At 59.8% G+C, this 256-nt stretch carries 1 protein-coding gene; it reads left to right on the top strand.

Annotated features, from left to right (window positions below; all coding sequences use genetic code 11):
- A partial coding sequence (locus AAEZ08_RS23210) for an amidohydrolase family protein (protein ID WP_500125217.1) occupies positions 1 to 256 on the top strand: 256 nt, incomplete at both ends.

Below are 256 nucleotides of genomic sequence, written 5' to 3'. Positions count from 1 at the left end.
GCAATGGGCCTGGACAGCCAGATTGGCTCATTGGAAGTCGGCAAGGCAGCCGACATCGTCGCCTTTGATCTTTCCGGGCTGGCGCAACAACCGATCTACGATCCGGTCTCACAGCTTATATATGCCACCGGGCGCGATTGCGTGAAACACCTTTGGGTCGCCGGCAAGCCATTGCTCGACGACCGGCAATTGACCCGCATGGATGAACAACAGTTGACCGCCACGGCCATTGCCTGGGGCCAACGCATCAGCGGGC

Origin of the sequence: Pseudomonas sp. E45-MNA-CIBAN-0222 (genome assembly GCF_040310405.1) — a bacterium.
GTDB lineage: Bacteria > Pseudomonadota > Gammaproteobacteria > Pseudomonadales > Pseudomonadaceae > Stutzerimonas > Stutzerimonas stutzeri_AC.
This window is presented reverse-complemented; position numbering and strand designations above follow the sequence as displayed.